The organism is Ornithinibacillus liuyingii (assembly GCF_055550225.1).
Map to the genome: position 1 here is coordinate 318,832 of NZ_JBPWOS010000002.1, position 23,699 is coordinate 342,530.

Below are 23,699 nucleotides of genomic sequence, written 5' to 3' on the forward strand. Positions count from 1 at the left end.
GTGAATGAGGCAATTATTGAAATACAAGAGCTTAGCAAAATCTATGACGATGTACCTGCAGTTGATAAGTTATCCCTCTCCATCCAAAAAGGAGAGATTTTTGGATTATTAGGCCCGAATGGTGCTGGAAAATCAACAACCATTTTTATGTTATTAGGTTTGACAGAGCCGACAAGTGGAAATGTCCATGTCTGTGGGATTGACCCAACAAGAAATCCACTTGAAGTAAAAAAGCGAGTAGGTTATCTACCAGATGATCTGGGATTCTATCAAAATATGACAGGCTATGAGAATCTCTTATATACGGCATCCTTAAATGAAATTCCGAGGGAAGAAGCTGAAAAACGTGCCCGCTCATTGCTAGAGCAAGTAGGTCTAGAGGGGGCTATGCATAAGAAAACTGGAAAGTATTCTCGTGGTATGAAGCAACGGCTTGGCCTAGCTGATGTATTAATTAAGAACCCAGAAGTTATTATTTTAGACGAACCGACCCTTGGAATTGATCCGGAAGGTGTACGGGAGCTATTAAGCTTGATTAACAAGTTGAATAAAGAGAAGAACATAACGGTACTACTCTCTTCCCATCACTTGCATCAGGTACAGCAGATATGCGATCGAGTTGGAATATTCGTTAAAGGAAAGTTACTCGCGAAAGGGAATATGGATGATTTAGCTGGACAATTATTTAAAAATGAAGCTTATATTGTCCATGTAGAAGCCGACCCAATTGATGATTACATGGTGAACGACATAAAGGGAATGAAGGAAGTGAGTCGAGTGGAGCAACTTAATCACAATACCATGGAGATTTATTGTGATAAAGATATTACACCGACCATTGCTAGAACTGTTATGTCCTATGATATAAATCTAACGAATATTAGTAAGAAAAATTACGGCTTAGACGAGATTTATCATCTGTATTTTGAAGGGCGTGAAACAAATGAAGCTTGAGCAAGTTCTATCTAAGATTACCTTCAAAGAACAAGCCAATACGGAAGAACGAGATAAGAAAGTAAAAAGAACATCTGTATTTGGTTCAATCGTACGAAAAGAGTTTACTGACTATATTAGAAGTTGGAGAATAATTATCTTACTCATCATAATTGGCTTAACCTGTCTTGGTTCGTTGTACACAGCGATTACAACGATAAAAGATGCTTTAGATCAATCCGATGAAGCAAAGCAGATTGCAAAAGATTCTTACTTATTCTTGAAACTATTTACTACTTCAGATGGTACTTTACCACCGTTTATTACGTTTGTAACGTTTCTAGGGCCCTTGCTCGGTGTTGCACTAGGATTTGATGCGATAAATTCAGAACGGAATAAGGGAACATTGACTCGTTTAATGGCACAACCGATTCCTAGAGATTATGTCATTAATGCAAAATTTGTTGCCGCCTTATTAGTTAATGTTGTATTATTCTTTGCACTTGGATTTCTCGTGATGGCATTAGGGATTATCATTATTGGGTTACCAATTACGTTTGAAGAGTTTATTCGAATCGTATGCTTTTTAGTATTGTGTATTGTCTATATCGCTTTCTGGTTAAATCTAGGAATTCTATTTTCTGTAAGGTTTAAACAAGCTGCTACGTCCGCCTTATCTGGAATCGCAGTTTGGATATTCTTTAGTATCTTTTACAATATGATCATTGATTTTATTAGTAAAAGCTATTTAGATTCACAGGCCATTTCAAGTGTGGACGAGGCTATTAGTAAACAAGAAACGATTCTAAATTTATATCGACTATCACCGAGCTATTTATTCTCTGAATCTACCACTACCTTACTTTCACCTGGGGTAAGAACTTTAGGGCCATTGACAATGGAACAGACGGTAGGGGCGATAGCAGGACCATTACCACTTGGACAGAGTCTATTACTAATATGGCCTCAATTAACCGGTCTTATTGCAGCAACGTTAATCTGCTTTATAATTGCGTATAACTGGTTCATTAAACAAGAAATCAGGACAAATTAATAAGCGAATCTATTATGAATAGTCACTAGAAAATCAAAAATCCGAATATCTATTGGACATTCTTTATCAGAGTGGGAATAGGTTCGGATTTTTCTTTATTATGACGGAAGGTCACTAGTTGATGAATGGAAAATTTTTCTGTTACAATCGACAAAAAAAGAAATTGACATGAATACTAATATGTTTTACTATTAATCCAGCATAATAAAAGTCTATCTTATTAATAGCCGCTGAGACGAGGGGTCGAAGATGCGGTGGCAAACCAGTTTGATTAATAGTCAGATATGGGGCCCAACCTGAGCGCAAAACAGCTTTGTTTTGTGAACAATAAGAGGATAGCAGCTGATATTTATCGAAGCTTTCCTTAGGTTGTAGGAGAGCTTTTTTTATGCCCTGAAATGAAAAAAATGGAAGGGATGGTAAATTTTGTCAGAGAAAATATTATTTACGTCGGAGTCTGTATCAGAAGGACATCCGGATAAAATTGCCGATCAAATTTCTGATGCAATATTAGATGCTGCATTAGAACAGGACCCAAGTTCAAGGGTTGCCTGTGAAGTATTTACAACAACAAATACAGTTATTGTTGGTGGTGAAATAACTACCAAAGCGAATCTAAATGTGGAAAAAATTGTCCGAAACACGCTGATTGAGATTGGGTACACGGATAATCGTTATGGAATTGATGGAAGCTCTTGTAATGTAGAAGTTCTTCTTCACACTCAATCACCTGATATTGCTATGGGAGTAAATGTCTCCAGTGATAGTAAAGCAATAGGTGCTGGTGATCAAGGAATTATGTTTGGCTATGCAACAGATGAAACGGATTCTTACATGCCATTAGCAATTGAAATAGCTCATAAATTAGTGAAACGTGCTTCTCAACTCCGTAAACAAGGTGAATTCACTTGGGCACGCCCGGATATGAAATCACAAGTTACCATTGATTATACGAATCCTAAACAGCCCATCATTGATACGGTTTTAATGTCTATTCAGCATGATGAGGACTTTGATAAAGATAAATTTGAAACGTATGTAAAAGAAAGTATTATTAAACAAATTGCACGTGATTACGGAATGAATGAAGAATTCCGTATTTTGATTAATCCGACTGGTCGTTTTGTTATTGGTGGCCCACATGGAGATACAGGGTTAACTGGTAGAAAAATTATTGTCGACACCTACGGAGGAGCTGCTAAGCATGGTGGTGGAGCGTTCTCTGGTAAAGATAGTACTAAGGTTGATCGTTCAGCTGCATATGCAGCACGTTATGTAGCGAAGAATATCGTAGCTTCCGGATTTGCCAAACGTTGCGAGATTCAATTATCTTATGCGATTGGTGTCAGTGAACCCATTAGTATTTCTATCGATACATTCGGCACAGAGACAGTCGAACATGAACAATTGCTTAAGGCCATACGAGAAGTTTTTGATCTTACCCCTGCAGGTATTATTAACATGCTGAACTTGCGTAAGCCACAATATAAACAAGTGGCAGCATATGGACATTTTGGTCGTCATGACTTAGATGTTACATGGGAAAGAACTGATAAAGTAGAAGCGTTACAAGAAGCGTTAGCAAACTATGCATATGCTGGGGTTCTACGGTAATGAACCATTTAAAGGAGCTTGTTGCGAGTCCATTTCCGTTAATGAATCAAGATAAGATGCCTTTATTTGATGCGCTAGTAGAATATGCTAGACAAGATGTAACCCCATTTGATGTGCCAGGTCATAAAATGGGTTCTGCTATGACTCCGTTGAAGGAAGTACTTGGGGAAATGGCGCTACGAATGGATGTTAACTCCATGAAGGAATTAGATTTGTTAAGCCATCCACAGTCTGTTATTAAAGAAGCTCAGGATTTAGCTGCCGATGCCTTTGGAGCAGAGCATGCCTATTTTCTAGTAAATGGAACAACTGTTGGAATTCAAACCATGATTATGGCGACATGCAAACCAGGCGATACATTACTAGTTCCTAGAAATGGTCATAAATCTGTAATGGATGGAATTATTTTAAGTGGAGCAAGACCCGTGTTTATCCAACCAGAGGTGGACTATCATTTCGGTATATCACATGGTGTTTCGGTAGCCAGTGTAGAAAGTGCAATGAAGGAGCATCCAGAAGCTAAGGCATTATTAATTACGTATCCAACGTATTTTGGTTCGATGAGTGATTTAGAGAAGATATGCCAATTAGCACATGCTCAAGACATTGCTGTCATCGTAGATAGTGCACATGGTGCTCATTTGCCATTTCTATCAGATGAAATCATTGATCCAATCCAAGCGGGGGCAGATGGGGTAACAGTCAGTATGCACAAGACTGGTGGCTCCTTAACACAAAGCTCACTCCTACTTTTACAACATAATCGAATAGCACCGGAAGCAGTCCAGAAGCTCCTAAGTATGCTTCAGTCGACAAGTGCTAATTACTTGTTGATGAGCTCTTTGGATGTAGCGAGAAGGGAGTTAGCGTTATTCGGTAATGCAAAGTATCAAAGTTTAAAGCCTATCGTGGAGAAGGCTATTTCTGAAATTGAGTTAGATTCTAGATATGAAGTGCTAAAGAAAGGTTATGTAGTCAATCAATTTAATCAATCATATGACTGGACAAAATTAGTAATCCGGGTGAACGGAATTGGATTGACCGGATTTGATGTATATACAATATTGAAACAAAAATATGGAATTCAAATGGAGCTTGCGGAAGGCTATGTCGTGATGGCTGTCATTACTCCAGCTGACACTGCAGAATCAATTGGAGAATTGGTCACAGCATTACGTGATATTGCGGAAACATATGGTGAGAGAACCGTCATCATGTCTACCAGTGTAACAGCGGACCAAGTTAATGAACTAATGCTAAGCCCAAGAGAGGCATTTTATGCTGAGCATGAGTCCATCGCCATTGATGAGGCTGTAGGAAGAATCAGTGCAGATACGTTAATGATATATCCACCAGGCATTCCACTTGTTATTCCAGGAGAGCTTATATCACATGATGTGGTAAAGCAATATCATTATTATCGTCAAACGTTAGGGGAAGTGTTAACCGAGGCGAAAGAAAAACATCATATTACAGTTGTAAAGGAGAATGCGTAAAATGGGTTTCAAATTATCGACATTAGGAAGACATGTATTAATTGAGTTTTACGGTTGTCCAAGTGATATTATTGAAAACAATAAATTAATTGAGAAGTTCATGAATGAGGCGGCAGATTACGCTGGGGCGACAATAGTTGAATCGGTGTTTCATCATTTTAATCCTTATGGGGTTTCAGGAGCGGTAATTATCGCGGAATCTCATTTAACCATCCATACTTGGCCAGAATACGGCTATGCCTCCGTAGATGTATATACTTGTGGTGATTCCGTAAGCCCTTGGAAAGCAGCAGAATATTTAGGTGAAAAGCTGCAAGCGAAGCAAACCGAATCATTTGAAGTGCCACGTGGTATGGTTGATAAAATCAAACAATTTGCAGACCGTGAAATCAACGACGTACAAGTAAAACCATTATTAGAAGGTGTTAAATAATGACATGGTATACAGAACAATGGAGTAATGAATGTAACTTTTCCATAAAGTATGAGAAGGAATTGCACAGTGAAAAGAGCCCATTTCAACAAATTGATTTTTATCAAGGAAAAGAATTTGGAACCTTTTTTACATTAGACCGATTAATGATGGTAAACGAAAAAGATGAATTTATTTACCATGATATGATTGTCCATCCTGCCTTTGCAACTAATCCTAACATCAAGAAGGTATTAATCATTGGTGGGGGAGATGGTGGAACGGCTCGTGAAGTACTACGATATCCTAGCGTTGAAGAAGTAGTGATGGTTGAAATTGATGAGCGAGTATTCCGATTATGTCAAGAATATTTACCCGTTACGGCTAAAGGAGTAGAAGAAGATAAGCGAATGGAGCTTCGTTTTGAGGATGGATTAGCGTATGTGAAGAATGCTCCAGATGCCTCCTTTGATCTCATATTAGTAGATTCAACCGATCCTATTTCCGTTGGTGAGGGATTATTTACCACTGCATTTTATCAAGAATGCTATCGTGTTTTAAATAAGGACGGTATCCTAATTAATCAGCACGAATCACCTTATTTCGCTGAGTATGCGGAAAATATGCGAAAAGCACGGAAAAAGATTAAAGCGATTTTTCCGATTACGAATGTATACCAGTATCATATGCCTACTTATCCATCAGGCCATTGGTTGTTTGGATTTGCATCGAAAACATTTGATCCAGTAAAGGACATCCGTGTAGAAGATTGGAAAAGCTTTGGGCTTAAAACGAAATATTATAATACGGATCTACATGTAGGTGCATTTCAATTACCTTCTTATGTTAAGGAGGCTCTAGAGACGGATGAATAAGCAATTAAATATAAGCACCTTTATCGGCTGTGAGAAAACTTATGAGGAAGCGGAAGTAGTACTGTTTGGTATTCCATTCGATGGAACGACTAGCTTTCGACCAGGAACTCGTTTTGCCATGCAGGCCATACGAAACGATTCTTTTGGCTTAGAAACGTATTCGCCATATTTAGAGAGAGATTTAGAAGATGCTTTTATCTATGATGGTGGTGATTTGGAATTGCCGTTTGGAAATACGAATAAAGCACTTGAGCAGATTCATACGTACAGCCAAGAGGTATTAGAAGCTGGAAAGAAATTTCTAATGGTTGGTGGAGAACATTTAGTTAGTCTACCTACGATTAAAGCCGCATATGAAAAATATCCGAACCTACATTTGATTCACATTGATGCGCATACAGACTTACGTGACGATTATTTAGGTGAAACATTGTCACATGCTTCGGTTATCCGTCGTAGTCATGATTTTTTGGGTGATGGAAGAATTTTTCAATTTGGTATTCGCTCGGGTATGAAGGAAGAGTTTGAGTGGGCCAAGAAGCACACGTATTTAGAACGTTTTGCCTTAACAACCTTGAAGGAAAAAGTACTAGAATTAAAGGATGTACCAGTTTATGTAACGATTGATTTAGATGTACTAGATCCTGGTATTTTTCCTGGTACCGGTACACCGGAGCCTGGCGGGGTTACTTATAAAGAGCTATTAGAGGCCATTCATCATTTACAGCAATTAAACCATATAGTTGCAGCAGATATCGTAGAACTCTCTCCGCCATATGACCCATCTGGTGCTTCGACAGCGATGGCTTGTAAAACAGTTAGAGAAATGTTATTGACACTTGGAAAATAAGTAATAGATTCACTATTGATTTTATAAAGGCCGTTCCCTATACTTGAGATAATATAAGGTGAACGGAGGTATCTCTTAGCGAATGGATAACTAATCTTTTGTTTGCAGAAAATTTGATCGTAAAATCAAATGCTTCTAGAGACAAGGGATTAGTATGCCATTTCGCCGGGATACATTGATATGCTATTTTGCTATAGCGGAAAATTGCATGACTGTTACGTATTCCCCCAGAATGCTGTACATTCTAATCCCCTCTCTATTTAGGAGGGGTTTTTTATGTTGAATAATTAGATATCTTTCTAGCTTATTATGAAATAGTAGGGGGAAATTGATTATGGATACGAAGTTAATATTGGTAGAAGGCCTACCTGGATTTGGAAAGTCAATGACAGCAAAACTTATCTATGATTCCTTAATGGAAAGGAACATAGATGCAGAGTTGTATTTGGAGGGAGACCTACATCACCCAGCCGATTATGATGGAGTTGCTTGTTTTACGAGAGAACAGTATGAGGATTTGTTATTACACAGTGGGGGACTTAAAGAAGCTATTAAAGATTTTATACAAGTAAAAGATCGTCATTATTTTTTACCTTACGAGATAATGAAACTTCGTTTGAATAGGCAATTTCCAGATCCGCTAATGAGCAAGGTATTCGAGCATGATATATATGAACTTCCATTCGAACGAAATAAAGAGCTAATTGCAAATAAATGGGAAGAATTTGTGCAGGAATACTCTTTTGCCAATAAAATCGTAATTTTTGAATGTTGTTTTATTCAAAACCCAGTAACAATTGGAATGGTAAAATACAATAAACCGAAGGAAAATGTGTTAGCGTATGTTTTAAAGTTAGCGAATATTATAGAAAAACTAAATCCTGTCTTAATTTATGTGGAACAAGACGATTTAGAATTTTCCTTTGAAAAAGCGGTTCAAGAGCGACCGAAAGCATGGTCTGACGGGTTTGTAGATTACTATACGAATCAAGGATTCGGGAAGGAACAGAAGTATATAGGGAAGGGAGGAGCTTTGGCGGTACTTAAGGAGAGACAGAAGATTGAAGCGGAGATCTATGATAGGTTAAGTATGACAAAATTCAAAGTTAATAATTCAAATTATGAGCTACAACGATATCAGAAGCTGTTAAATAAACGATTATCTAGCTTGTAGCTACATAGGAAAAATTAGGGAATAACTGATAGTAGCTCCGGAAAAATGCAGAATACTAAATACGGTAAACTCTATACGCTTTCGTGCTTCGAGCTTTTGTTTCTGAAGTAACGGAACTTTTTCCGGAGCGTTTATATGCCAAGGCTATTGTTTCTTTATAGTGGTTGAACTTCTTCGTAAAGCCATATCACAAACAACGTAGCTAAAAACATTCAATTTATATATGGTTCAATGTGAATATGTGTGTACAGTATTCCATATTCATTAGCAAGCTTTTTTTCAATTCGAACGGTAATGTCATGGCTTTGGATTACGGTGAGATTGGGGTCCACTTTAATGGTTACATCTAGTACTGACTGATTACCAAGTGCTCGTCCCTTAATATCAGGTACAATTTTTACCTCTGGGAATGTTTTAATTTCTTGTTTAATTTTTTGCAAGCGTTCCTCATCAAAAGCATCTGTTAATGATAAGGTTGATTCTTTAAAAATACCCCAGGCTGTTTTACAAATAATCAATCCCACAATTAACCCAGCAAGCGGATCTAGCCAATAAATTCCGAACTGAGCACCTATAATTCCAATAAATGCCCCTATACTTACAAGTGCATCAGAGCGATTATCCTGTGATGCGGCATATAATGCACTACTATTTACTTTTCTTGATAAAGAAAGATTGTAGCGATAAACGATATACATGATAATTGCTGAAGCGATAGCTGTCCAGGCAGTTAGTAGGTCAGGTTTTGTTGCGTTGTCTCCAAACATGTTACCTACCGTAGCAAAAATCACCTGTAATCCGACTGCTACCATAATAAATGCTGCTAGCAACGATGCAATCGTTTCTGCCCGATAATGCCCATAGCGATGATTATGATCAGGTGGCTTCTGCGAGATTCGTAATCCAATTAAGATAGCGATGGAGGCAACAATATCCGTTGAGTTATTTAAACCATCTGCCCATAATGCATCGGAATCGCCTATATGTCCGATTAACAGCTTTGTTGCAGAGAGAAAAAGATATGCGAAAATACTGATCCAAGCACCTTTTTCCCCTCCTTTTATATTTGGTTGGTTCATTAAACTACCCCCATGAGCTGACATAATGTATCTATGTTTTACCGAAGCTATATTGGTCTAGTAAAAGTATCAAGTATATAGGAAGGTTATGTTATCAGTATGTTTCCTATCTCCAATAATATGAGCAAGTTTCATCTTGTACGTTTTGTAAATTTTCATTGCAATTATTCTAAAAATTTAGGATAATATTAATAAAGGAACAAAGGGGCATATCCAATGAAAAAGGAAAAGGTAGTTTACCGCTTTCATCCATATAAGGGAAAGGTCCTGATTGCTACAAGAGAAATATCCTTTGAAATTAAGCTGTCATCACGGTTAATCTTAGATGAGTTATGCTTTAACTGGAATAAGAGGATGCTTGAAGAAAGAATGAATCAATCGATTCAAAAAGGAAATAAGGACGAATTTACAAGCATTCGCAAAGAATATCTACATTATATTTGGGAATAAATCTACTGTGCATCAACAGCCTTGCCGACGTTTGGTGAGGCTGTTTTTATATCAGATAGTAATGAGTAACTATCTTTCTCAACCTATCTTAAAATATATATAAAAGTTGATTAAAGGGGACAATACGATGAATTTAAATGAGACAATCATAAAAAGGCAGAATCGAATATTACTGTACATTTTACTTATTGCATTTTTACTAGGACTTGGAGCGGAACTTGTCGTGATGGCACCTTTAGGGAATTTGTTAGCGCTTACGATTGGCGGGGGTATCGGTATCGGGTTAATCGCGTTGTTAAATTATAAAGCAATATTTACGAAGGCAGTACCATATCTCGCTATTGTTTGTCTGACTGGTGTGTCACTCGTCGTTATGCTCAGCTCAGATTATGTTACCAATATGTTATTTACCTTCTTTCTCCTGGCTGTTGCAGCTGTATCTTTATCGAAGGCGGTACTTACAACTGGGGGAGTTTTAGGACTAATATTATTAGGGTTCTTTATTTCTGTAAAGGGTGAACTAGTAGGGTTTGATACAAGAGCGGTAGCAATTACAGTCGTGTTTTTCGCATTAGTATTTCTTGTGTTATTCATCCAAATTCGAGTGACGAGAGGTTTTATCCAATCGATGCAACAAACAGTAACAGAACTTAGAGCTAAATCGCTACAGGAAGAGGAGCGATCAGCAAATGTCCGAGAAGGCGTTCTTCATGTTAGAGAGCAAATGTCGATGATGGAACAAGATAGTAGCATGAACCAAAAGCAAATGAGCGAGATGCTAGCAGCGTTCCATGATATTGCGAAGGCAAGTCAGGAACAAGCGGAGTCTGCTTCCGGAATATCTGAAGCGACGAATTCGAATCATAAATTATTAGAGAAAATGATGGTATCGTTTAGTAAAAGTGTAGAAGATGGTGAAGATTTAATCCAATTATCAACAATGGGACAAGAATCCATCCAATCCTTGACGGTAACGATAAATGACTTTAAACAGTCGTTTGAAAAACTAACAGAGAACATGGAAAGTCTTGTTCATCGAATTGACGAGAATAATACATATGCAGCAAAAATACAAGGTATTGCAGAGCAAACTAATCTTTTAGCTCTCAATGCAAGTATTGAAGCTGCCCGTGCTGGGGAGTTTGGAAAAGGATTTTCGGTAGTAGCTTCAGAAATTCGTAAGCTTGCCGAAGTATCACAGCATACTGCCAAGCATATTAGGGAGAACATGACGATGATTGAGCATGCTGCAAAACATACTCAATCTGAGGTAGCTCAAAATAAAGAGAAATTAATGGTAAGTACGGAGCGTACATTAGTCGCTAAAACAAATTTTGAAAAAATAACCGAGCAATTACATAACTTCATTAAGTATTTGAACTATTTAAATGAAAGTGCTGGTGAAATTAAAGATTCTTCCGAGCATATTGATCAATCCGTGGATCATCTAGCTTCTATCATTGAGGAAACAACAGCTACAATTGAAGAACTGGAAGCAATGGTGGATGAACAGGTTAATCGAATGGCTAATTTTGTTACTGCTATTGAGACGACAACTAAAGCTGCTGCCTCATTAGAGAATGCGTAAAGAAGCTAATTTGCTCCATAGTTAGCGCATGGATTCTTAGTGTGTGGAAAAAGGAAGGAAGTTATGAAGGTAGTGGAAGAAATACGCCATATTGCAAATTTAGTTTGTTGATAATGCCTATCATAAGGAGGACAAGTGCTGTCCATGGCTTGGAAAAGGAAAAGATTTATAACGAAATTCAGATTGCATATCCGTGTTTTTTATGAACTTATCGATTCTTTTCCTTCTCCTGGTATTTCGTTACTAGGCCATGTATTATCCGGGAATAACTCCACCTTTGTTTGAAAGGTTATGAATTTGTAAGTAATCTCTCCTTCTTCAACCCTACTGAAACGGTAACAATGATACTACAAATACTAGTAGCAACGCCAAGAAGTCCTAAAACGATAATTGGAACACTAGGAAGGATTAATCCTACTAGGATTAGACCGAAAAAAGTCAAAACAATAAACCCTTGATAAATAGCGGAGATAATCTTTACTGCAAGATGATTAAATAACGATAAAATTAATGGTGGTAAAAATAACACGATTAGCATTCCAAGAGATGTCCATAGACCGACTGGATCATCGAATGAAACGGTATTAGGTCCTGTTGGTTTGGAAGCCGCTATCAATAAAGTAACAATTGCTAACACCAGGGTTAATAGCAACATTGAAATTTTTTTTAACAAGTTGAATCCCTCTTTTCATTTGGTTCATTATTCAGAGTGGCTAGTGGAAAGTAGCATTTAGCTGGGAACTATTCTCCCGCCACTAAAGCGTAACTGCTTAACATTTCTATAATAATCCTCGTAATGGTAATGGATTACTAAATTTTTCCTGTAATTATATACTACCATAAATTTCAAATAAACAAAGTAGGGAAATTATATAGAATAGTCGATAAAATAGGGGCGTTATAAGGCACAAAAATTAATGGGATAGGTGAAAAAAGTATGACATGGATGATTTGGGAAATTAAATCGAAGAACTAGGGAATAATTTACAAACTAGTTCCAGAACTATTCGTGGATTCAAGTAAACTAGATATCCTTAGGTACACTTGTGTTTACTAGTCGGGCGCAAGCTGTCTTTGCGCGGGCTTATCTATTCTTTTTTCGGTCGCAAGCACTCCTCTCCTGGGCCCATCTAAAACCTCCTCGACAAAAGATAGCAGGAAGGTTTACTACATCTAGTACTCTTACTCATTAGCCGTCCTACTCTGGAAAGTACTATTTTTCCAAAGTAGGGCGGACGATTCTTTGCTTTTCTAACTTAAAAAAACGTTGTTACATCCTAGTTACGGATTTAAATAATCGGATCACAAAATTGATTTTGCAAATTACGATTTAAAGGTAACCCCGTATCATAAGAAATATCCCCAATTGATACCGCTAATTCCTCCAACTTTGTGCCATCGTTTTGCCAATAGCCTATTACTTTCTTCATAATCTCAACCGCTTCAATTCTACCCTGCTCATATAAATCAATAAAGCTTTTCTGACTAGGTTCATTTGTTGCAGGATGGTACCACGTGTTATGTTCTAAATTCAAATAATCTTTATGATCTAAAATTGGCTGATGAGAAAAAGAGGAGACCATAGAATGGAGTAGTTTATTTTTCCACCCATGTGGATCTGCTAAGATTTTCAGTGCTAATTTCATATCATTAAATGATTTAATAATATTCTTCCTTGTGTTCTGTTCCTGGTTTGGAAAGTGCTTTTTGATTGTTTGATAAAGCAATTCTGCTATGTCCGTTTTTAATTGCTTATTTAAATGGATTTCCTTATAAACTGGTGTTTTCCAGGTTTTTAGGTTTTTATACCGTTCCATCATCAATGTATCAATGATAATTTCCAATTTAGAATGATTATTTCCTTCATACCCAGCTTTATAATGGATATATGGATGTGCATTTCGATCTAATATATGGTGTGTCACAAATCCAAACGTATAATATTTTAGTTCATCAGATTGTCCTTTAACAGAACCGATTAAATCGATAAGGAATTCGCCACATTTTTCAGTATGCAGGAGGTTTCCAATATGATTAACGGAGCCATCTTTTTTCCATGGCCAAAAATTGAAATAAAAGAATGGGTCAGGACCTTGTGCACCTAAGTTTAAAATATAGCTATTTTTGGGAATTGACTTCGTAACACCTATTGAGTCAATTACTTCCTCACAAAAGAGCATATGGGTCCAAATATTAGGCATATAAAGTCCTCCTAATAAAAATAATGATATTTCCATTATAAGGGCAATCCAATTTAATAGGCATTACAATATTGTGAATTAATCTGGATACACATAAAAATATAACTTTTTGTTAATGGAGTAATGAATATAATTCTCATTTTTAAAAAATTTGGTACAATAGAGTAGGAAAGACATTCATTACTGGGGAGGAAATACATATGGAATATCGTATAGAACATGATACACTGGGGGAAGTGAAAGTTCCTGCTGACAAGTACTGGGGTGCTCAAACTCAGCGCAGTAAAGAGAACTTTCCAATTGGAAATGAAACAATGCCAACTGAAATTATAAAAGCGTTTGCAATCTTAAAGAAAAGTGCTGCCAAAGCAAATAGTGATCTTGGATTAATGGAGCAAAAAAAAGCAGAAGCAATTGAATATGCTGCTGTACAAATTATTGAAGGTAAATTAGATGAGCATTTTCCACTTGTAGTATGGCAAACAGGTAGTGGTACACAATCGAACATGAATATGAATGAAGTGATTGCTCATGTTGGGAATAAATGGTTAAAAGAACAAGGTAGCGAGCTTACACTACATCCGAATGATGATGTAAATAAATCACAAAGCTCTAACGACACATATCCAACTGCCATGCATATTGCGGAAGTATTAAAGCTTGAAGATGTTTTATTACCAGCATTACGTCAGTTAAAACAAACATTTAAAACAAAAATGGAAGCTTTTGCGGATATTGTTAAGATTGGTAGAACACATCTACAGGACGCAACACCATTAACACTTGGACAAGAAATCAGTGGATGGCATCGTATGCTAGAGAAATCGGAAAGTATGATTGAATCTAGCTTACCTTACTTAAAAGAATTAGCGATTGGTGGAACAGCTGTTGGTACAGGATTAAATGCACATCCAGAGTTTTCTGAACGTGTTTGTCAAGAAGTAAGTAATTACACTGGAAAAGATTTTGTATCTGCAAAAAATAAATTTCATGCCTTAACAAGTCATGATGAAACAGTCTATGCCCATGGTGCATTAAAAGGGCTTGCTGCGGACTTAATGAAGATTGCAAATGATGTTCGCTGGTTAGCTAGTGGTCCGCGCTGTGGAATTGGTGAAATTACTATTCCGGCAAATGAACCAGGAAGCTCTATTATGCCAGGTAAAGTAAACCCAACCCAAAGCGAAGCGGTTACGATGGTCGTGGCTCAAGTAATGGGAAATGATGCGGCAATTGGTTTTGCAGCGAGCCAAGGAAACTTTGAACTAAACGTATTTAAACCAGTCATTGCCTATAACTTCTTACAATCATGTGAGCTATTAGCTGATAGTATGCTGTCATTTGATGAACGTTGTGCACAAGGAATTGAGCCAAATTTAGAGCAAATCGATAAATATCTTAATGATTCACTTATGCTTGTGACAGCTTTAAACCCTCATATCGGGTATGAAAATGCAGCTAAAATCGCGAAAAAAGCATTTGCTGATAACGCGACGTTAAAAGATACTGCGATTGAATTAGGCTTATTAACTGCTGAAGAATTTGACCAATATGTGAATCCGAGAGAAATGACTCATCCAAAATAAAGTAAAAGGAATCCCGTCAAGTGGGATTCCTTTTTTAGTATACCTTTCCTCACCAAAATAACCGTTTATTTGCCACTAAATCAATGCTCCATACCTATCTAAAACGTTATTAACCAGCGAATTATATACATATATAGTTAACCACAATTTACCAATGTTTTTTTGTGATAAGTTTTTTACTTCTGCTCACAATATAATTACAGGAGGTGATAAACATGGCTAACAACAACAGCAATAACTCAAACCAATTACTAGTACCTGGAGCTGAACAAGCTTTAGAACAAATGAAAATTGAAATCGCTTCTGAGTTTGGTGTAAACCTTGGTGCTGATACTACTTCTCGTGCTAACGGTTCTGTTGGTGGGGAGATCACTAAGCGTTTAGTACAAACTGCTCAACAACAATTATCTGGTAGAATTCAATAATGACTGGCTATAAGGGGGGAGACCCCCTTTTAAAAACCGTTCTAATAGGGAAAGTCTTTGGCTTTCCCTTTAGCTTTCTATTTTTCATAAAAACCTATTATTGCCATTCATTTCTTGTGATAAGATAACATGTTCTGTTCACACTAACTAGTGCAGGAGGTGATAAATATGGCTAACAATAACAATTCAAACCAATTACTAGTACCAGGAGTAGAACAAGCCCTTGAGCAAATGAAATATGAGATTGCTTCTGAGTTTGGTGTTACGCTAAGTGCTGACAATACTTCTCGCTCTAACGGTTCTGTTGGTGGAGAAATTACTAAGCGTCTAGTACAAACAGCTCAACAACAAATGTCTGGAAAAACTCAATAATAATGGCTAGGAGTAGTAAAGCTCCTTAAAATAGAAGGAAAAGTCCTAGTTGGCTTTTCCTTTTGTATAATTGTTACCTGTATTATTTACAAATTTATTGAAATAATTCCCTAAAATTAACAAAATATATGTCTGGAAATAAAATAAAGCTCGTTATTATTAAAAATAACGAGCTCAATTTTTGATATATTATTTTATTCTTTCTTCTGTTTCAGCGTCGAAGAAGTGTACTTTGTTCATGTCCAGTGCTAGGTCTATCGTTTCTCCGCCATTAATATCAGTTCTTGAGTCCACACGAGCAATGAAATCTTGCTCATTTATTTTCGAGTATAAGAATGTTTCTGCACCCATTAATTCCGCTACGTCAATATAAGCTGATATTTTAGTATTAGGAGAGGATTCGATAAATATTAACTCATCGTGAATATCCTCTGGACGTACACCTAAAATGACTTCCTTGTCTACATAACCCTTTGCCTTGAGATCCTTTAGTTTTCCTTCTGGGATTCTAATCTTTACGTCATTCATTACAAATTCAGAGCCTTTTACTACTCCTGTAAAGAAGTTCATGGAAGGTGAGCCAATAAATCCACCAACAAATACGTTATTAGGATTATCATAAACCTCTTTTGGTGCACCGACTTGTTGGATAACGCCATCTTTCATTACCACTAAGCGCGTAGCCATCGTCATTGCTTCTGTTTGGTCATGGGTTACATATATCGTAGTTGTCTGCAAGCGTTTGTGAAGCTTCTGGATTTCTGCACGCATTTGTACACGTAATTTCGCATCTAAGTTTGATAATGGTTCATCCATTAAGAATACTTTTGCATCACGAACAATCGCACGACCTAATGCAACACGTTGACGTTGTCCACCAGAAAGAGCTTTTGGTTTACGATCTAAGTATGCTTCTAGACCTAAAATTTTTGCCGCGTTTTGTACACGTTTGTCAATTTCGTCTTTTTTAAACTTACGTAGTTTTAATCCAAAGGCCATGTTATCATATACATTCATATGCGGATATAGGGCATAGTTTTGGAATACCATTGCAATGTCACGGTCTTTAGGAGCGACATCATTCATTTTCTTATCATCGATGTATAGCTCCCCGTCCGTGATTTCTTCTAGACCAGCAATCATACGAAGTGTAGTGGATTTACCACATCCAGAAGGTCCAACAAAGACAATAAATTCCTTATCTTGAATGTGTAAGTTAAAGTCATTAACAGCTACTACGTCCTTATCATATTTCTTTTGAATGTGTTCTAAGCGTAATTCAGCCATGTACAAGTCCCCCTTAAAAATGAAAGCGTTTTTATGTTCTGAATTAATTATAGTAAATAGGACGAATGGACAAAATAGTAAACATGCACAAAGATATGGCTGCTCTTTGTGCATGTTTACATAAAGTTATTTATTTAACGCTAGAATGGCCAAATATACGGTAAGTGCTTGATGAAATATACGAACATCAATCCCAGTTTTTTCATAGTATTTATCAATGCGGTATTGCAGACTATTTCGGTGCATATAAAGTTTTTTGGCAGCGACAGAGACATTCAAATTACTCTTGAAGAAAACTTCCATCATTGTAATGAATTCTTTGTCATCTTGAAATTCCTGTAAGATTAAATTAGGTAAATCTTTGTTAAAGGAATAATCAGCGTGATCAACTAATATATGCGGAATAGCCTCTAAAAAGGTTATAACTTGGAGCTGTGAACATTTAAACGATAGCTTTGCCCCAGCTTTAATTTGTTGATAATATTTTTTTATTCCTTCATTCGAATGGAAATAAGGACCTACAAAAAAGCGTATATTGATATATAAATCACTGATTAGAATATCAATAATTTCCTTATAAGAAATAGTATCTTCTAATTCACGATTAAACGATTCGATGATAATACCTTCCTGTTCGTTTTCCCATAAAATAGGGACTTCTCTTTCAAATAACTGATTAATAGCACTTTTAAATGCAGATAGTTCGATTTGTTTGGATGGCAATTGGAAGTAGACAAATCGAAAGGTAGAATTGTTATTAGGATACTCATCAGTATGAATCCAATTTTTCCATTGCTTTTCTTCTTCTGTCATAGATGGAAACAAGTTATGATATGGAGTCAGAAAAGTACTTAATAGAAGTAAATCTTTCTCCTGTAATTCATCTGGATGAATCCCGACTAATTGAGAGTCTGAAGTTAGGAACCATTTTAAGCTATTATTTAATTTTGCTGGAATGGTTGTATAGTGTTCGAGAGAAGGAAAGTACGCTTTTAAATTATCAATCAATTAAAAAACCTCATTTTCATTAGAGTTACATTAATTATACCAATTTAATCGCTATTTAAAAAATACCATTTATGTCAGTAAAAATATATAACCAAGTCTGCTTGTCGCCAGTTAGCCTTGCGAAATCCCCGTATAGATAGTTCACCTAGTGTCAATCTTAACTTTATAATCAAAAGTTAATAGCTATTAGTATACATACCCCGTTACGTTTGATATAGTGGGGGTAATCTAATCAAGGAGGAATTTGTTTTGTCTAATATGTATGATAGCGCCTATGATTTAGAAAAGGCGATTCGTGATAGTGAGGAATTTAAAGGACTAAAGGACGCATTTGAAGCGGTTATGGGAGATCCAACAGCAAAGAAAACATTTGAAGATTTCCGTGATACACAAATGGAACTACAACAAAAGCAAATGCAAGGTCAAGAAATTACCGAAGAAGAGATTGACAATGCCCGTAAAGTAGTGGAATTAGTCCAACAACATGAGGCAATTTCACAATTAATGGAACATGAGCAACGTTTAAATATGGTAATTAATGAAATTAGCCAAATTATTACGAAGCCACTAGAAGAACTATACGGTTCTCAACAGGGTTAATATATGAAAGGGCGAGGAGAAATATCCTGGCTCTTTTTTAATTCTTAAATTACGTACTACTTCAGCATAATAGCAGGAATTATCACCTTGTCTATCGAATAATGTAATAGCACGTTCTAGATAAATGAGGGGGGAATGAAATTGACGTTTGTGACATTGGAAAGTAAGCAGCACGTATCGCATATTACCTTAAATCGACCAGACCGATATAATGCACTCCATAAGGAAATGCTTGAAGAACTTCTAATGACACTTGAAAAAGTGGAACAGAATAATGACAGAATTGTTATTCTTTCTGGGAATGGGAACGCCTTCTGTGCGGGTGGCGATATTGCCATGATGAAGGACTTTGCTAATAAAGCGTTCTTTGATCGTGTTATGGACACGATTACTGAGATTGTGCGGAAACTTTACATGATGCCGAAGATCGTCATCTCCAGTGTTCAAGGCTCAGCTGCTGGATTAGGATTAAGCTTAGCACTATCTGCTGATTATGTTGTCGCACACCAAGAGGCTAAATTTGGGATGTTATTTATTGGAGTAGGTTTAGCTCCTGATGGCGGGGGGCATTTCTGGGTAGAACAGCGCCTTGGGACACAGCAAGCGAAGCAATTTATTTGGGGAAATCCAAGACAGGTTAAAGCTACTGAAGCAAAAAAAATGGGACTAGTAGATATTGTAACGGAACAGGATGTATTGGAAGAGTCTACTAATCTTGGGCAGCGGTTACTTGCTTCTCCACTTGAGGCAATGCTTAGAACGAAAATGACCTATCACAACCTGCATGTCGAAACATTAAATTATTATTTAGAAAGAGAAAAAGAGAACCAATGGCAGCTGAGAAGTACGGAGGATCATAAGGAGGGAGTACTCGCGTTTTTAGAGAAAAGGAAACCGAGCTTTGCCGGTAAATGAGAATATGAATAATTTGGAATGAACAGTAATCAGAGTAGTATGCGGAGGTAATTCCCCATCTGTCGATTTCTCAATAAAACGGATAAAGTCGCGAGAGACTTGTAGTATTTCGCGCGGCCTTCATCAAAAGTCACGCCATTATGGATGTGTCGCGCGACTTTTAATGAAGGCCGCGCTATTTTTCTTCCATATTGCGCGACTTTTGTTATTCCGGCGCGATTTCCGAAGGTTTCCGCGCTATTTTTACTTTACGCCGCGTTATTTTAAGTACTAGCTAACCTTCTGAGTGTAATTTCTATTAACGGTGGAACAATACTAGCTTTGCCTCTGGTGAAACACATCGATGTGTATGCTCCTGATAACCTTTTTGCGCAAGTCGTTCTTCTCCTAGTTTTTTTGCTTCTTGATCATTGGCAGCTTGAAATGACTCATCCAATAATTTCTCCCCGGATTTATCAAAAACAGTTAATACATATGTCTTCATCGTTTCCCTCCTGAAGTTTTTCTTATTGTTTACTATTCGACTTTTATTATAAAAAATCCTTCTATATAGATGGATAGAATGTAAAATGTAAAGTGCCCTTGACTTTGATGCTTGATGTATAGTACACTTTACGTGAAGTCAACTTTACATGAAGTAGGAGATAGTATGAAAACATTAATTCGTGAAAAACGAACAGAAAGAAATATGACTCAGGAAGATTTATCACAGCTTTTAAAAGTATCGAGGCAAACCATAATCTCATTAGAAAAGGGAAAGTATAAGCCTTCTCTTGTACTTGCTCATAAATTAGCACAAATTTTTGAATGTAGCATAGAAGAATTATTTATTTTTGAGGGGGATGAGAATGTTAGGTGAATTAGAGAACCCATGGGTAATCATTATGTTATTAGGCACATTTATTTGGCTATTAATAGCTTACTTAATCCAAGGGCGAATTAGGAAGCAAGCACATTATGATGATGAACGTAATCAATATGAAACGAACCGGGCAAAGGCTAAGAGTTGGGATATTATGTTCATTATCATGATTATTTCTATCCCAATTGTATTAATTGTGGAAGGGGTCTCCTTTAGTTACTTTTTCCTCATGGGGGTGTTCTTTTTACACACTCTTTCCGTAGGGGGATCAGCACTTTATTATCATTTCAAAAACTCATAATAATTTACCTGGAGGTATACCATGTTTAGTCAAACTTTTTTAGAAGCACCATGGCTTGTATTCATTTTAGCTTTAAATTACTTATTCATGCTAATCATTTTCTTGATTCAACGAAGAATTGGAAAGAAAAAACATCGCTATGATGAGCGTTATTATCAGGTAAATAATCAAGCGAAAGGACGCACGTGGGATATTATGCTAGTCATTATGCTAATAGCTACACCGGTTGTCATCATATTTGATGGTATTGGATTTGCCTTTTTCTTGATAAATGCGTTATATGTTCTTCATTGTATCATCATGGGAATTGCTGCCGCCTATTATAGTACTAAGGAATAGAAAGGAGTGAATGAATTACGATGACATTACTAATAAAAAATGTAAGCAAGCGATTTGGCGGACATACTGCTGTTAACGACTTAAGCTTAGAAATACCAGAGAACGAAATGTTCGGGTTTCTAGGAGGTAATGGTGCAGGAAAAACGACTACATTTCGTATGATCCTTGGATTACTTGATCAGACTTCTGGGGAGATAACATGGAACGGGGAAAAGATAGATTATGATAAAAGTAGTTTGATAGGTTACCTGCCTGAAGAGAGAGGACTATATCCCAAGCTAAAAGTAAGGGAGCAAATTATTTATCTAGCTCGTTTGCGTGGGATGGGAAAACGTGATGCGTTAAAGGAGCTTGAAGCGTGGTTAGAGCGATTTAAGGTACCCGAATATATTGACAAAAAGGTTGAAGAGCTGTCTAAGGGGAATCAGCAGAAGATTCAATTCATTTCAGCAGTTATCCATAAACCGAAGCTATTAATATTAGATGAACCATTCTCGGGTTTAGATCCGATCAATGTAGAGTTGTTGAAGAAAGCCGTTCTCGATTTGAAAAATGAAGGAACTTCGATTGTCTTTTCATCCCATCGAATGGAACATGTAGAGGAATTATGTCAGCACCTATGTATATTACATAAAGGAACTCCAGTTGTGCAAGGGGCATTACGTGAGATTAAACGCTCCTTTGGTAAGAAAAACTTAATTATTCATGCTGATATGAGTTTAGATTTTTTAAAGACTATTCATGGTGTAGTCCACTACAAGCAGACGATAGAAGGCTGTTTAGTACAGATTACCGATGAGGAAGTATCACAGGTTATTTTTCGTGAACTGCAGGGGAAGGGCTTTGTGCGGAAATTTGATTTAGAAGAACCATCCCTAAACGATATCTTTATCGAGAAGGTAGGTGCTCACTATGAATAAGTTTTGGATTATGACAACTCATACGTATCTATCCAAATTAAAAACTAAAGTATTCTTCATTAGTACTGCTTTAATTCTTGCCTTTTTAGTTCTGTTAGTAAACTTTGAATCGATTATTCTAACCTTTGCTGGAGAAGATGAAGATACTATTGCTGTACTAGATGAATCAGGTGAGCTATTCGATTTGATGATCATACAGGAAAATAATGATGAACTTATCTTGGAACCTTTCACCCAGTCACTGGAAGAGGGTAAAGCATTAGTTATTGAAGGGAGCTATGATGCGCTAATTACACTTGATTTAAACGAAGAAGGATTACCAGAGGCTACCTTTTATGCGAAAAATATGTCTGATAGTCAACTTCAAACAGAGGTTCAGCAGCAGCTGCAACAACTAAAGACAACTCTAGCTACAGCGCAATTAGGAATCGATCAAGTAGCTATAAATGAAGTTTTCTCACCGATAGCGATGGATACAGTTGCATTAGATGAGAGTGGAAAATCAGCAGAGGAAATGAATCAAGCACAGGGTATTGTCTATGTGATGCTGATTTTACTCTATATTGGTGTCATCATGTACGGCTCTCTCATAGCAACCGATGTAGCAACAGAAAAGTCCTCTCGAGTAATGGAACTATTAGTTTCTAGTGTTTCGCCAATTACCCATATGTTCGCGAAGATTATAGGAATCGCTTTATTAGGTCTAACACAGATATTTATCTTTGTATTATTTGCTTATATGATGTTGCAGTCAAAAGGGGAACAGCTAAGTGAATTTCTAGGCTCGTTCGGCTTACAAGATGCCTCTTTATCCATTTTATTGTATGGTATACTATTTTACCTACTAGGATATTTATTATACGCCACATTAGCGGCTATGCTTGGATCGTTAGTTAGTCGAGTAGAGGAAGCTAATCAGATGGTTACACCAATTATCTTATTAATTGCAGTTGCCTTTTTCTTAGCGATGTTCGGAATGAACGCTCCTGAATCTTCCATTGTAACGATAACATCGTTTATTCCTTTTTTTGCACCAATGCTTATGTTTATTCGTGTTGGTATTTTGGATATTCCAATCTGGGAAGTGTTTCTGTCTGTAGGAATTTTAATTGGAACCATTATTCTATTTGCTATTGTTGGTGCGAAGGTCTATAAAGGTGGCGTGTTAATGTACGGAAAATCTAGTTCTTTTAAAGATATTAAAAAAGCTATTTTGTTGACGAGAAAAGAATAATGATTGTTTAGAGGAATACAATGATAGACTAGGAGCATTCCTGTAATGAAGAAATTTGAGGATTGAAACAAAAAGAGCCCTCTTGGTATCATACGAGGTGTCCAAAGCTTCGAAGCAAAAATGG

Annotated in this window: 26 protein-coding genes; 20 read left to right on the plus strand and 6 right to left on the minus strand. The window is 36.8% G+C overall.

Going from position 1 to position 23,699, the window contains the following annotated elements; all coding sequences use genetic code 11:
• The 8 genes from ACSKT4_RS04460 to ACSKT4_RS04495 all read left to right on the plus strand — a co-directional run bounded on the left by ACSKT4_RS04460 (nt 1) and on the right by ACSKT4_RS04495 (nt 8,408).
• On the plus strand, nt 1-954 hold the full coding sequence (locus ACSKT4_RS04460) for an ABC transporter ATP-binding protein (protein ID WP_186869295.1): 954 nt from the start codon (nt 1-3) through the stop codon (nt 952-954).
• Nucleotides 944-1,987, plus strand: a complete 1,044-nt coding sequence (locus tag ACSKT4_RS04465; protein ID WP_465822882.1) for an ABC transporter permease — start codon at nt 944-946, stop codon at nt 1,985-1,987. The genes ACSKT4_RS04460 and ACSKT4_RS04465 overlap by 11 nt, the downstream gene beginning before the upstream one ends.
• Nucleotides 1,988-2,410: 423 nt before the next feature.
• A complete protein-coding gene (gene metK, locus ACSKT4_RS04470; RefSeq protein WP_186869409.1) occupies nt 2,411-3,601 on the plus strand; it encodes a methionine adenosyltransferase in 1,191 nt (396 codons plus the stop codon).
• Nucleotides 3,601-5,097 (plus strand): aminotransferase class I/II-fold pyridoxal phosphate-dependent enzyme, encoded by a 1,497-nt coding sequence (locus ACSKT4_RS04475; RefSeq protein ID WP_186869297.1) that lies wholly within the window; start codon nt 3,601-3,603, stop codon nt 5,095-5,097. The genes metK and ACSKT4_RS04475 overlap by 1 nt, the downstream gene beginning before the upstream one ends.
• Nucleotide 5,098: 1 nt before the next feature.
• Complete coding sequence (speD, locus tag ACSKT4_RS04480) at nt 5,099-5,530, plus strand: adenosylmethionine decarboxylase (protein ID WP_186869298.1); 432 nt, start codon at nt 5,099-5,101, stop codon at nt 5,528-5,530.
• The gene (gene speE / locus ACSKT4_RS04485; RefSeq protein ID WP_186869299.1) at nt 5,530-6,384 is read left to right on the plus strand and encodes a polyamine aminopropyltransferase; all 855 of its coding nucleotides are present in this window, start codon (nt 5,530-5,532) and stop codon (nt 6,382-6,384) included. Before speD ends, speE begins: the two co-directional genes overlap by 1 nt.
• Nucleotides 6,377-7,234 carry an agmatinase gene (speB, locus tag ACSKT4_RS04490; RefSeq protein ID WP_186869300.1) on the plus strand — a complete coding sequence of 286 codons (858 nt, stop codon included), beginning with the start codon at nt 6,377-6,379 and terminating at the stop codon, nt 7,232-7,234. The genes speE and speB overlap by 8 nt, the downstream gene beginning before the upstream one ends.
• 334 nt (nt 7,235-7,568) lie before the next feature.
• Entirely contained in the window at nt 7,569-8,408 is an 840-nt protein-coding gene (locus ACSKT4_RS04495; protein WP_186869301.1) for a P-loop NTPase family protein, read from the plus strand.
• A 212-nt stretch (nt 8,409-8,620) separates the two neighbouring features.
• Here ACSKT4_RS04495 and ACSKT4_RS04500 read toward each other — a convergent pair whose 3' ends face one another.
• Nucleotides 8,621-9,487 (minus strand): cation diffusion facilitator family transporter, encoded by an 867-nt coding sequence (locus ACSKT4_RS04500; protein ID WP_186869302.1) that lies wholly within the window; start codon nt 9,485-9,487, stop codon nt 8,621-8,623.
• 216 nt (nt 9,488-9,703) lie between these two features.
• On the opposite strand from ACSKT4_RS04500, the gene ACSKT4_RS04505 reads away from it, so the two are divergent.
• Together ACSKT4_RS04505 and ACSKT4_RS04510 are read left to right on the plus strand one after the other, a co-directional pair.
• Nucleotides 9,704-9,937 carry a hypothetical protein gene (locus ACSKT4_RS04505; RefSeq protein ID WP_186869303.1) on the plus strand — a complete coding sequence of 78 codons (234 nt, stop codon included), beginning with the start codon at nt 9,704-9,706 and terminating at the stop codon, nt 9,935-9,937.
• Between the two features lie 127 nt (nt 9,938-10,064).
• Nucleotides 10,065-11,525: a methyl-accepting chemotaxis protein gene (locus ACSKT4_RS04510; RefSeq protein ID WP_186869304.1), complete on the plus strand. Its 1,461-nt coding sequence runs from the start codon at nt 10,065-10,067 to the stop codon at nt 11,523-11,525.
• A gap of 289 nt (nt 11,526-11,814) precedes the next feature.
• On the opposite strand, the gene ACSKT4_RS04515 is transcribed toward ACSKT4_RS04510, so the two are convergent.
• Both ACSKT4_RS04515 and ACSKT4_RS04520 read right to left on the minus strand, forming a co-directional pair.
• The gene (locus ACSKT4_RS04515; protein WP_186869305.1) at nt 11,815-12,198 is read right to left on the minus strand and encodes a hypothetical protein; all 384 of its coding nucleotides are present in this window, start codon (nt 12,196-12,198) and stop codon (nt 11,815-11,817) included.
• 616 nt (nt 12,199-12,814) lie between these two features.
• The gene (locus ACSKT4_RS04520) at nt 12,815-13,726 is read right to left on the minus strand and encodes a zinc dependent phospholipase C family protein (protein ID WP_211741751.1); all 912 of its coding nucleotides are present in this window, start codon (nt 13,724-13,726) and stop codon (nt 12,815-12,817) included.
• Between the two features lie 200 nt (nt 13,727-13,926).
• On the opposite strand from ACSKT4_RS04520, the gene fumC reads away from it, so the two are divergent.
• The 3 genes from fumC to ACSKT4_RS04535 all read left to right on the plus strand — a co-directional run bounded on the left by fumC (nt 13,927) and on the right by ACSKT4_RS04535 (nt 16,109).
• Nucleotides 13,927-15,312, plus strand: a complete 1,386-nt coding sequence (gene fumC / locus ACSKT4_RS04525) for a class II fumarate hydratase (RefSeq protein WP_186869307.1) — start codon at nt 13,927-13,929, stop codon at nt 15,310-15,312.
• Nucleotides 15,313-15,527: 215 nt separating this feature from the next.
• Entirely contained in the window at nt 15,528-15,737 is a 210-nt protein-coding gene (locus ACSKT4_RS04530) for an alpha/beta-type small acid-soluble spore protein (protein WP_186869308.1), read from the plus strand.
• A 168-nt stretch (nt 15,738-15,905) separates the two neighbouring features.
• Nucleotides 15,906-16,109, plus strand: coding sequence for an alpha/beta-type small acid-soluble spore protein (locus ACSKT4_RS04535; protein WP_186869309.1), 204 nt, complete (start codon nt 15,906-15,908; stop codon nt 16,107-16,109).
• A gap of 189 nt (nt 16,110-16,298) precedes the next feature.
• Here the strand turns inward: ACSKT4_RS04535 and ACSKT4_RS04540 are convergent, their stop codons facing one another.
• Nucleotides 16,299-17,396, minus strand: coding sequence for an ABC transporter ATP-binding protein (locus ACSKT4_RS04540; protein ID WP_186869310.1), 1,098 nt, complete (start codon nt 17,394-17,396; stop codon nt 16,299-16,301).
• Nucleotides 17,397-17,522: 126 nt separating this feature from the next.
• Nucleotides 17,523-18,404, minus strand: coding sequence for a PucR family transcriptional regulator (locus ACSKT4_RS04545; RefSeq protein WP_465822884.1), 882 nt, complete (start codon nt 18,402-18,404; stop codon nt 17,523-17,525).
• Between the two features lie 249 nt (nt 18,405-18,653).
• Here ACSKT4_RS04545 and ACSKT4_RS04550 point away from each other — a divergent pair, with 249 nt between their 5' ends.
• Together ACSKT4_RS04550 and ACSKT4_RS04555 are read left to right on the plus strand one after the other, a co-directional pair.
• Nucleotides 18,654-19,004, plus strand: a complete 351-nt coding sequence (locus ACSKT4_RS04550; protein ID WP_186869312.1) for a YlbF/YmcA family competence regulator — start codon at nt 18,654-18,656, stop codon at nt 19,002-19,004.
• Nucleotides 19,005-19,145: 141 nt separating this feature from the next.
• Entirely contained in the window at nt 19,146-19,919 is a 774-nt protein-coding gene (locus ACSKT4_RS04555; RefSeq protein ID WP_465822885.1) for an enoyl-CoA hydratase, read from the plus strand.
• A gap of 298 nt (nt 19,920-20,217) precedes the next feature.
• Here the strand turns inward: ACSKT4_RS04555 and ACSKT4_RS04560 are convergent, their stop codons facing one another.
• Nucleotides 20,218-20,403, minus strand: coding sequence for a YhzD family protein (locus tag ACSKT4_RS04560; RefSeq protein ID WP_186869314.1), 186 nt, complete (start codon nt 20,401-20,403; stop codon nt 20,218-20,220).
• Between the two features lie 165 nt (nt 20,404-20,568).
• Between ACSKT4_RS04560 and ACSKT4_RS04565 the strand changes: the two genes are divergently transcribed.
• Genes ACSKT4_RS04565 through ACSKT4_RS04585 form a run of 5 tightly spaced genes read left to right on the plus strand, consistent with a single transcriptional unit; the run spans nt 20,569 to nt 23,575 of the window.
• Entirely contained in the window at nt 20,569-20,778 is a 210-nt protein-coding gene (locus tag ACSKT4_RS04565) for a helix-turn-helix transcriptional regulator (protein ID WP_186869315.1), read from the plus strand.
• The gene (locus ACSKT4_RS04570; protein WP_211741748.1) at nt 20,768-21,082 is read left to right on the plus strand and encodes a DUF2178 domain-containing protein; all 315 of its coding nucleotides are present in this window, start codon (nt 20,768-20,770) and stop codon (nt 21,080-21,082) included. The genes ACSKT4_RS04565 and ACSKT4_RS04570 overlap by 11 nt, the downstream gene beginning before the upstream one ends.
• A 21-nt stretch (nt 21,083-21,103) precedes the next feature.
• Complete coding sequence (locus tag ACSKT4_RS04575) at nt 21,104-21,421, plus strand: DUF2178 domain-containing protein (protein ID WP_211741747.1); 318 nt, start codon at nt 21,104-21,106, stop codon at nt 21,419-21,421.
• Between the two features lie 20 nt (nt 21,422-21,441).
• Nucleotides 21,442-22,341 (plus strand): ABC transporter ATP-binding protein, encoded by a 900-nt coding sequence (locus ACSKT4_RS04580; protein WP_211741746.1) that lies wholly within the window; start codon nt 21,442-21,444, stop codon nt 22,339-22,341.
• Nucleotides 22,334-23,575, plus strand: a complete 1,242-nt coding sequence (locus ACSKT4_RS04585; protein ID WP_211741745.1) for an ABC transporter permease — start codon at nt 22,334-22,336, stop codon at nt 23,573-23,575. The genes ACSKT4_RS04580 and ACSKT4_RS04585 overlap by 8 nt, the downstream gene beginning before the upstream one ends.
• Nucleotides 23,576-23,699: the final 124 nt, after the last annotated feature.